We start from the raw sequence: 10,300 nt of genomic DNA, 5'->3' as shown, positions 1-10,300 counted from the left end.
TAAAACAAAGAAATAATAAAAAAATGTTCCGTTAGGAACTAAATATCGGTAGAAAAAATAATATTTAATAAGACCTGTTTGTCCCGTAGGCACTACACCAATAAAAACATGGAATAATTTCCAAAACAATACACATCAAAGATTCTACACACCATAAAACAAAGAAATAATAAAGAAATGTTCCGTTAGGAACTAAATATCGGTAGAAAAAATAATATTTAATAAGACCTGTTTGTCCCGTAGGGACTACACTATTTACAATCAGAATCTACTTCTCGCCTTCATCTTCAAAATTATCGAAATACGTAAAATCTTTGGTAATTAATCCATTGTCAATTGTGAAAATAGTACAAATAGGCAATTCTGATTTTGAATTATCTGGTGCGGTTCCTGTCGAAATAAACTCTACAATAATATGATTTTCTCCCGTTGAATAAAAGTCCCTTACTTATTTTCCTGAACGAACTTAATAATTGACTATTTGTTTTTAAACCTTTCAAATAAAAATTCCATAAAATTCTCAAAAATTAACTTTGTATCTTTGCCACTTAGAACTATTGAAGAAAAAAAATGCGAATTGACATTGTAACGATTTTGCCGGAATTATTAAGAAGCCCATTTGAGGCTTCGATTATGAAACGTGCTATAGACAAAGGTTTGGTCGAAGTTCATTTTCATAATTTACGTGATTATACTACGAACAAACAAAAGAGCGTCGACGATTATCCTTTTGGAGGAGGCGCCGGAATGGTGATGACGGTTCAGCCCATTGATGCTTGTATCACACATTTGAAAAGTGAACGGGAATACGACGAGATCATTTATATGTCACCGGACGGAGAAACGCTGAACCAAAAAATGGCCAATACAATGTCGATGTATGAAAACATTATCATTTTATGCGGACATTATAAAGGTGTAGATCAGCGTGTTCGTGATCATTTTATTACCAAAGAAATTTCGATTGGTGATTATGTTTTATCGGGTGGAGAATTAGGCGCTTTGGTTTTATCAGATGCTTTAATTAGATTAATTCCTGGTGTTTTGAGTGATGAAACATCTGCTTTGACAGATAGTTTTCAGGATAATTTACTTTCCGGACCTATATATACAAGACCTGCAGATTATAAAGGATGGAAAGTTCCTGAGGTTTTAACAAGCGGTCACTTTGCTAAAATTGACAAATGGCGCGAGGATATGGCTTTTGAACATACAAAAAACAGAAGACCGGATTTGCTTGAAGGACATTAGGAAAGTATTCAGTCCCAGTTTGCAGTTTTCAGTCTCAACGTGCTGAATACTGAGACTGAAAACTGTGACTGCAAACTGAGACTGAGACTGCGACCGCAAACTGAGACTGAGACTGCGACCGCAAACTGGATAAAAGATGAATCTAAAACATATCTACAATACTCGGAATTATATTGAGATGAATTACAATCAAATCATCTCAATAAATTCTCTTGAAGATATTTCCAGTTACTCCTATAGAAATTTGCAGCGTGTTTTTTATTCTTTATTTAAGGAAACAATTGGCGCTTATCAAACCCGATTGAAAGTAGAAAACGGCTATAAAAAACTTTTATATTCGAATGCGCCAATTTCAGATATTGCGCTTGAAGTAGGATTTGCCGATGTGCAGTCTTTCTCGAAAACTTTCAAAAAACATTTCAATTGTTCGCCTTCTGTTGCGCGAAATCAAAAAGAACTTTTATTAAACGACGTTCCTCTGCAACAAACGATTTCTCCTGTTTTAGAACCTGAGATTCTTTTTATTCCCGAAAAAACAGTTTATTATTCCAGTTGTAAAACTTCTTATATCAATCCGGAAATAGAAAACCTTTGGGATACTTTATTACAAAATGAATTTCCCCAACCTATTACAGATTTCTACGGTATCATAACAGATGATATTGTGATTACCGAGAAAACCAAGTGCACTTACGAAGCTTGTATTGTTACCGAAGCTATTACTAAAAACCTTCCGATAAAAAAGATTTTTGGAGGTCGATATGCTTGTTTTTTTCATCATGGATGTTATGAAACCTTAGAAGATACGTATCAGCAAATCTTTGGAAAATGGTTTTTAAGTAACAATATTGAATTCTCTCATTTACCTGTAATCGAACATTATATTACAAACAACGGAAATTGTGATACTCCATCTGATTATCTTACGGCGATTTTTATTCCTCTTCTTTAACTTGTCCATTTTGGACAACTGAGCAATTACACTTTAGAAATACATTTGTACTGTCAAAATACCGGTATCAAATGACACTAAACATTTAATTAACAACAACTAAGATGGAAAAACTATTTCTAACCCTGCTATTATTGCCTTTATTCTCTTCTTGTCAGCCAGACGAAGCAACAGCAAAACCGGATGAATCAAAAAATACCGAAATTATGTATACAATGCCCGAAGAATCGGCACCACATGAAGGAACTTGGCTGCAATGGCCTCATCAATATCAATATGGAATTGATTACAGAAATGATTTAGATGCAACATGGATCACAATGACCAAATCATTAGCTACAAGCGAAAAAGTACATATTATTGCTTACGATATTACCGAAAAAAACAGAATTACTGAGTTATTAAAAAATGCAGGGATTTCTTTATCTTCAATTGAATTTAAAATTTTTAAAACCGATGATGTTTGGATCAGAGATAATGGTCCTATTTATGTAAAAGACAAAAACAATCAATTGGTAATTCAGGATTGGGGATTTAATGGCTGGGGCAAAAAGGCAGCTTTCAAGAATTGCAATACCATTCCTTCGCAAATTGCAAAAGATCAAAAAACGACAGTTATAGATTTAAATAGCGTAATGATTAATGAAGGCGGCGCGGTAGAAATAGACGGAAATGGTACTTTATTAGCTACCAAAAGCGCGATATTAAATTCGAATCGTAATCCCGGAATGACGCAGGCACAAGCCGAAGCAAATTTTAGAAAGTATTTAGGAATAACCCATTTTATTTGGCTTGAAGGAAAAGCAGGAAGAGAAATTACCGATATGCACATTGATGGTTTTGCTCGTTTTGGCAACACAAACACAATCGTAACCATGAATGAAAATGATTTGTTGTATTGGGAAGTTCCGGAAACTGACATTGCAACTTTGTACAATTCTAAAGACATAAATAGCAAAAACTATACTTTTGTAAAACTGCCATTATCCAAGAATGATGTTGTAACAACTTATGGCAAAAAACTAGGATACAAAGGTTCTTATGTAAACTATTATATTGGAAACACAGTTGTTTTAGTCCCTAATTACAATGATCCAAATGATGCCGTTGCAAATCAATTGATTCAAAATTTATATCCTTCCAGAAAAGTAATTGGCATCGATGTTCGCAATTTATACGCAAATGGAGGAATGATTCATTGCGTTACGCAACAGCAACCTAAGTAAGTTTGCAGTTTTCAGTGGCAGTATACAGTATTCAGTCGCAGTCGCAGTGTTCTGCGTGATAAAACTGCAACTGTAAACTGCGACTGAATACTGTGACTGTAAACTGCGACTGTAAACAACAACATATCAATAACTTAAAATAAATTACAATTATCAATTTATAATTCATAATTATTTTCTACATTTGCACCCGAATTAGACTAACCTCTGGCGAGATCCGTGAATGTTGCTCTATATAAAAACCATAATTATAAGATATCATGGCAGATTTAATGAAATTCGTTCAAACCGAATTAGTTGCTAAAAAAGATTTCCCTGTTTTTGGAGCTGGAGATACTATCACAGTTTACTACGAAATTAAAGAGGGTGAAAAAACAAGAACTCAGTTTTTTAAAGGAGTTGTTATTCAAAGAAGAGGTTCTGGTAACACAGAAACTTTTACTATCCGTAAAATGTCTGGAGCTATTGGAGTTGAGCGTATCTTCCCAGTAAACTTACCAGCTTTACAGAAAATTGAAATCAACAAAAAAGGAGCTGTACGTAGAGCTAGAATTTTCTACTTCAGAGAACTTACTGGTAAAAAAGCTAAGATTAAAGATAAAAGAAGATAATCATTTATCTCTTTGTTATAAAAAAGCTCGTTTCATTTATTTGAAACGAGTTTTTTTTATGCCTGATTTTTAAAATATCATAATCTTTTTCAGGAGCTAATCCCGCTATTCGTTTCAATCTTTTGCTTTTTAAAGAAAAAAGCAAAAGGATTTCCACTTCTATCGGGGCTAGGGCAATCATTTTCATAAGAGCTTTTAGTTTACGCAAAACCTGTTAGGTTTTAAAAACCTAACAGGTTTCTCAGATTGCGCGACATACATTATTTCAACGGATTAAAATCCGTTGCTACAAAATGTATCGTTCCTACGGAACTTTGCATAAAGAGCCTTCGGCTCGATTTATTTTGTAAGGATGGATTTTAATCCATCCATTAAAATGTTCTTGTTTTACGGTTTGCGTGAGGGATAGAAGTGGAAAGCCCACAGCCTGACGAAGGAAGTGCGAGGACTTGCAGCGGATAGCCCGACCCGCCTTTTTCGGCGGGGCACGCCCAAAATAAAAAAACCGACACTCCTAAAGCATCGGTTTGTATTTTAATGAAAATTGGTGTTCTATTTTTTTAATAGTTTTTCCAAATATTCGATTTTGTCTTTTTCAGCTTGTAGCAAACGTTCGTAAAGCTTTTCTTTTTCCTGAAAAATTTCGATTAATTTATCCAATGGGTTGAAAGTACAATAATGATTTGTACTGAATGCTGTTCCATTTGTAAAACTATTATCATGGAAACTATTAAAATAATTAATCATATTGTCTTCTGAAAAATTTTTGATTGCTTCAACAGTTACGCCAAGCGCTTTTGCAACTTCTGCCAATTTTTCTTCGTCTATCGTTTCACTGTTTTCAATAGCAGATATAGCTTGTTGGTTTGTTCCTAAAGCCTGTGCCAAAGCTTCTTGCTTCATATCTCGAAGTTCACGAATACGGCTTATTTTTCGCCCTATATGATTTGGTTTTGTAAGTGTGCTCATAATTCAAAGATAATGATTAAGCGTAATACTAAACAACAAGTAAAAAACATATTAAACAATGTATCTTACATTTGTTATATGTCTCTTGCATTTTAGCCAAAAATACACCTTTTCATACAAAAATAAACAAAACTAAAATGATTTTATGCAACTGTAGTATTTTCGTTTTTCGAAATGTTGGGCTTTTACTTATGATTCATCAAAACTGTAATTTTTTAATACCAAAATCATCGATTTGACAATTAAACGAGCCCGAAATAACAATCTGATAATTTCAGCATTTCTCATCAAAACTACACCGATTTCGGACTGATTTTATTATATTTGCTCCGCTCATTTTGAGCCGACTATACCTTTACATTGCCATTTCCCGGCGATACGATTATAAAAAAAAAAAAAATGACAAAGAATTCAAAAATTTATTACACCTTAACTGATGAGGCGCCATTATTAGCGACTTACTCTTTTTTACCTATTGTTCAGGCATTTACTGCGACTGCTGGTATTGCTATTGAAACTAGAGACATCTCTTTGGCGGGTAGAATTTTATCTAATTTTCCTGAGGTTCTTACAGATGCTCAAAAAACGGTAGATGCTTTAGCTGAATTAGGTCAATTAGCAACACAACCTGAAGCTAATATTATCAAATTACCAAACATTTCAGCATCAGTGCCGCAATTAAAAGCTGCTATTGCTGAATTGCAATCTCACGGTTATAAAATTCCTAATTATCCGGAAAATCCTCAAAATGATGCTGAAAAAGAGACTAAAGCAAAATATGCTAAAGTTTTAGGTTCTTCGGTAAATCCGGTTTTACGTGAAGGGAACTCTGATCGTAGAGCGCCAAGAGCGGTGAAGAACTTTGCAAAAGCAAATCCGCACTCAATGGGTGCTTGGTCTGCTGACTCAAAAACTAAAGTTGCTTCTATGCCAAACGGTGATTTCTACGGAAGCGAAAAATCGCTTACTGTTGCAGAAGCTAATGATGTAAAAATCGAATTTGTAGCAAAAGACGGTACAGCTACTGTTCTTAAAGAAAGTACTCCGCTTAAAGCAGGTGAAATCATCGACAGCTCTGTATTGCACTTAAAAGCTTTAAAAAGTTTTGTTGCTGATGCTATTGCCGATGCTAAAAAAGAAGGAATTTTACTTTCTGTGCACTTAAAAGCTACAATGATGAAAGTTTCAGATCCAATTATCTTTGGCGCTATCGTTGAAGTATATTTTGCTGATCTTTTTAAAAAATATGCAACTTTATTTGCAGAATTAAATATTGATACCAGAAATGGTTTAGGTGATATCTACGCAAAAATTGCCGGAAGACCAGAACAAGCCGAAGTTGAAGCTGATATTACTAAAGCTATCGAAAACGGACCAGCTCTTGCAATGGTAAATTCTGACAAAGGAATTACAAACTTACACGTTCCGTCTGATGTTATTGTTGATGCTTCTATGCCTGCAATGATTCGTACTTCTGGACAGATGTACAATAAAGAAGGAAAACAACAAGATACTCTTGCTGTTATTCCAGATCGTTCTTATGCTGGAATTTATACTGCAACTATCGATTTCTGTAAAAAACACGGTGCTTTTGATCCTAAAACAATGGGAAGTGTTCCTAACGTAGGTTTGATGGCTCAAAAAGCAGAAGAATACGGATCTCACGACAAAACTTTCCAGATAAAAGCTGATGGTGTTGTTCGCGTTATCGACAATAAAGGAACTGTTTTGATGGAACAAGACGTTGAGACAAATGATATTTTTAGAATGTGTCAGGCAAAAGATGCTCCTATTCAGGATTGGGTTAAACTTGCTGTAAACAGAGCCCGTTTGTCTGATACTCCTGCTGTTTTCTGGTTAGACGAAAACAGAGCACATGACAGAGAATTGATCGTAAAAGTTCAAAAATATTTAAAAGACCACAATACAACAAACTTAGATATCCGTATCCTTAACCCAATTGCTGCTACAGAATTTACTCTGGACAGAATCATCAAAGGTTTAGATACTATCTCTGTAACAGGAAACGTTTTACGTGATTATTTAACTGACTTATTCCCAATTTTAGAATTAGGAACTTCGGCTAAAATGTTATCTATCGTTCCGTTAATGAATGGTGGTGGATTGTTCGAAACTGGTGCTGGTGGATCTGCTCCAAAACACGTTGAGCAATTTACAGAAGAAGGATATTTACGTTGGGATTCATTAGGAGAATTTTTAGCTCTTGGTGCCTCTTTAGAGCATCTGGGACAAACTTTAGACAACTCTAAAGCAATTGTTTTATCTGAAACTCTTGACGAAGCAAACGATAAATTCCTGGCAAACGATAAATCTCCAGCTCGTAAAGTAGGTCAAATTGATAACCGTGGTTCTCATTTTTACCTTGCTTATTATTGGGCACAAGCTCTTGCAGCTCAAAATAAAGATGCTGAATTGAAAGCTATCTTTACACCAATTGCTGCTCAATTTGAAGCTAACGAAGCTAAAATCGATGCTGAATTAATTGGTGCGCAAGGAAAACCTCAAACTCTTGGCGGTTACTACCAGCCAACTCCTGAGTTAGTGAGCAAAGCAATGCGTCCAAGTGCAACATTTAATGCAATTATTGCTGAAATAAAATAATCAATTTGAAAGACGCACTGCTGTGCGTCTCTACGATATGTTATAAACAAAAAAAAGACANNTGTCTTTTTTTTGTTTATAAGAAATAAGAACAGCCAAATATTTTTAGGTTTTATCTGAATCTGCCCGTAAAAAGATCAAAAAGCTGTTGAAACCATTTTTAAAGTAAAAAAGAATTCAAAACCTGTAACAAAGAGCGTGCATTCTTAACTAATGTTTAACAATCTTTCCCCTAAAATATTTAGTAAGAATTATTAACTATGTGTTTCAAAACCAAGACAATGATTACAAAAAAAATTGGCCTTCTTTTTATCTTCCTTTTAACGACTTTAACTTCATTTTCTCAGGAAAAATTTACTTTAAGCGGTACCATCACAGACTTTAAAAATAATGAAACCTTAATTGGCGTAAACATCTACATTCCTTCTTTAAAAATAGGAACGACCACCAATGAATATGGTTTTTATTCGCTTACCGTTCCTAAAGGCGAACATGAAATCGAAATAAGTTATGTGGGGTATCAAACCATTCAAAAAACGGTTGTTTTAAATCAAAACACTAAAAACAACTTTGCAATAAACGAAAGTGGCGAAGAGCTCCAGGAAGTTATAATTACGGACAATAAAGGTAAAATCAATATTAAATCACCGGAAATGAGTGCCAATAAACTTTCGATTGCCACCATCAAAAAAATGCCTGTAGTTATGGGCGAAGTCGATGTTTTAAAATCAATTTTATTACTTCCGGGAGTTACCAATGCAGGCGAAGGCGCTTCAGGGTTTAATGTTCGCGGTGGTGGTGCAGATCAAAATTTAATTTTATTAGACGAAGCAACTATATTTAACTCCTCTCACGTATTTGGTTTTTTCTCTGTTTTTAATCCTGATGCCATAAAAGATTTAAAACTATACAAAGGCGGAATTCCTGCCCGATATGGCGGACGGGCTTCTTCGGTTTTGGATATTTATCAGAAAGACGGAAACAGTAAAGAATTTCATGTCAATGGTGGAATTGGACTAATCTCAAGCAGAATTCTTGCCGAAGGACCTATCGTAAAAGATAAAGGTTCGTTTTTGATTGGCGGAAGAGCTTCGTATGCACATTTATTTTTAAAACTGTCAAAAGATCAAAAAGACAATACGGCTTATTTTTATGATTTAAACACCAAATTAAGTTATAAACTAAACGATAATAACAGTTTGTACTTATCCGGTTATTTTGGTCGTGACGTCTTTAGCCTCAACAAAAGTTTTACCAATATTTATGGTAACTCGACTTTAAACCTGCGTTGGAATCATTTGTATTCTGATAAATTATTTGCCAATTTATCCTTGATTTACAGCGATTATTATTATGGTCTAGACCTGGACTTTGTAGGCTTTAAATGGGATTCCGGAATTAAAAACTATAATATCAAGTACGATTTCAAAAATTATATTTCAGATAAATTCAAACTAAATTATGGCTTAAACGGAATTTACTATGAATTTAATCCCGGAACGATCAGACCAAGCAATGAAACATCAGGAATTAATCCGGATCAACTAGACAAAAAATATGCTTTTGAACCTTCTGTTTATATTGAGGCCGAAAATCAACTTTCGAAAAAGTTCACCGTTTCATACGGATTACGTTACAGCTTATTTTACCGCTTAGGCTCTTCTACAATTAATTATTATGAGAATAATAATCCGGTAATTTTTAATACCGATATGCAGATTTATGAAAAAGGTACACCAACCTCAACGAAATATTTTGGCAAAAACAAAGAGATCCAGAGTTATAATAATTTAGAACCAAGATTTTCAGCTTCTTATCAATTAAACGACGATCAGGCAATTAAAGCAAGTTATAACAGAATGGCGCAATACCTTCAATTAATTTCAAATACCTCATCTCCTACTCCGCTGGATGTCTGGATGCCAAGTGATAAATACATCAAACCACAAATTGCAGATCAGGTGGCGCTGGGATATTTTAGAAATATAAACAATGGCGCTTATTCTGTAGAAGTAGAGACGTATTACAAAAAAATTCAGAACAGATTAGATTATATTGATGGTGCAGATTTGATTGCCAATGATGCCATTGAACAGGTAATTCTAAACGGACGCATGAGATCTTACGGCGTAGAATTTATGCTAAAGAAAAATGAAGGTAAATTTAACGGATGGATCTCCTATACGTTATCAAAATCGCAGCAACAAACTCCGGGAAGAACTGCAGACGAAACAGGAATCAATAACGGACAATGGTACAGTTCTGCCTATGATAAAACCCATAATTTAGCCGTTACATCAGCCTATACACTGAACGAAAAATGGTCATTTGGTGCCAACTTTGCATTACAATCCGGTCAGCCGGTTACGTATCCAAACGGTCAATACGAATATTTAGGAATCACGGTTCCCAGTTATGGTCTACGAAACGAAAACCGCTTGCCTGCATATCATCACTTAGATGTTTCGGCAACTTTGACACCTAGAAAAAATAAGGACAGAAACTGGAAAGGCGAATGGGTTTTTAGTATTTATAACTTATACAATCGCCATAATGCAGCTTCGATCAATTTCCGTCAGAATGTTGATACCGGAGCAAATGAAGCCGTTCAAACTTCGATTTTTGGGATGGTTCCTGCCGTTAGCTATAATTTTAAATTTTAAAACAAC

Annotated in this window: 7 protein-coding genes; 6 read left to right on the top strand and 1 reads right to left on the bottom strand. The window is 34.6% G+C overall.

Annotated elements, in window-relative coordinates; genetic code table 11:
- Positions 1-570 precede the first annotated feature (570 nt).
- The 4 genes from trmD (at position 571) to rplS (ending at position 4,040) form a co-directional block, all read left to right on the top strand.
- Positions 571-1,251 carry a tRNA (guanosine(37)-N1)-methyltransferase TrmD gene (gene trmD, locus B0A64_RS08180; protein WP_089479027.1) on the top strand — a complete coding sequence of 227 codons (681 nt, stop codon included), beginning with the start codon at positions 571-573 and terminating at the stop codon, positions 1,249-1,251.
- 178 nt (positions 1,252-1,429) lie between these two features.
- Positions 1,430-2,203 carry an AraC family transcriptional regulator gene (locus tag B0A64_RS08175; protein WP_208863521.1) on the top strand — a complete coding sequence of 258 codons (774 nt, stop codon included), beginning with the start codon at positions 1,430-1,432 and terminating at the stop codon, positions 2,201-2,203.
- 104 nt (positions 2,204-2,307) lie between these two features.
- Entirely contained in the window at positions 2,308-3,429 is a 1,122-nt protein-coding gene (locus B0A64_RS08170) for an agmatine deiminase family protein (RefSeq protein WP_089479025.1), read from the top strand.
- 260 nt (positions 3,430-3,689) lie between these two features.
- Positions 3,690-4,040 carry a 50S ribosomal protein L19 gene (gene rplS / locus B0A64_RS08165; RefSeq protein WP_055098496.1) on the top strand — a complete coding sequence of 117 codons (351 nt, stop codon included), beginning with the start codon at positions 3,690-3,692 and terminating at the stop codon, positions 4,038-4,040.
- Positions 4,041-4,592: 552 nt separating this feature from the next.
- Here the strand turns inward: rplS and B0A64_RS08160 are convergent.
- The gene (locus B0A64_RS08160) at positions 4,593-5,009 is read right to left on the bottom strand and encodes a helix-turn-helix domain-containing protein (RefSeq protein WP_089479024.1); all 417 of its coding nucleotides are present in this window, start codon (positions 5,007-5,009) and stop codon (positions 4,593-4,595) included.
- 399 nt (positions 5,010-5,408) lie between these two features.
- Here B0A64_RS08160 and B0A64_RS08155 point away from each other — a divergent pair, with 399 nt between their 5' ends.
- Both B0A64_RS08155 and B0A64_RS08150 read left to right on the top strand, forming a co-directional pair.
- Positions 5,409-7,631 (top strand): NADP-dependent isocitrate dehydrogenase, encoded by a 2,223-nt coding sequence (locus B0A64_RS08155; RefSeq protein WP_089479030.1) that lies wholly within the window; start codon positions 5,409-5,411, stop codon positions 7,629-7,631.
- Positions 7,632-7,912: 281 nt separating this feature from the next.
- Positions 7,913-10,294 (top strand): TonB-dependent receptor, encoded by a 2,382-nt coding sequence (locus B0A64_RS08150; protein WP_089479023.1) that lies wholly within the window; start codon positions 7,913-7,915, stop codon positions 10,292-10,294.
- Positions 10,295-10,300 lie beyond the last annotated feature (6 nt).

Origin of the sequence: Flavobacterium araucananum, assembly GCF_002222055.1 — a bacterium.
Taxonomy (GTDB): Bacteria; Bacteroidota; Bacteroidia; order Flavobacteriales; family Flavobacteriaceae; genus Flavobacterium; species Flavobacterium araucananum.
Note: the sequence above shows the minus strand (reverse complement) of the source record. Positions and strands in the feature narration are given on the sequence as shown.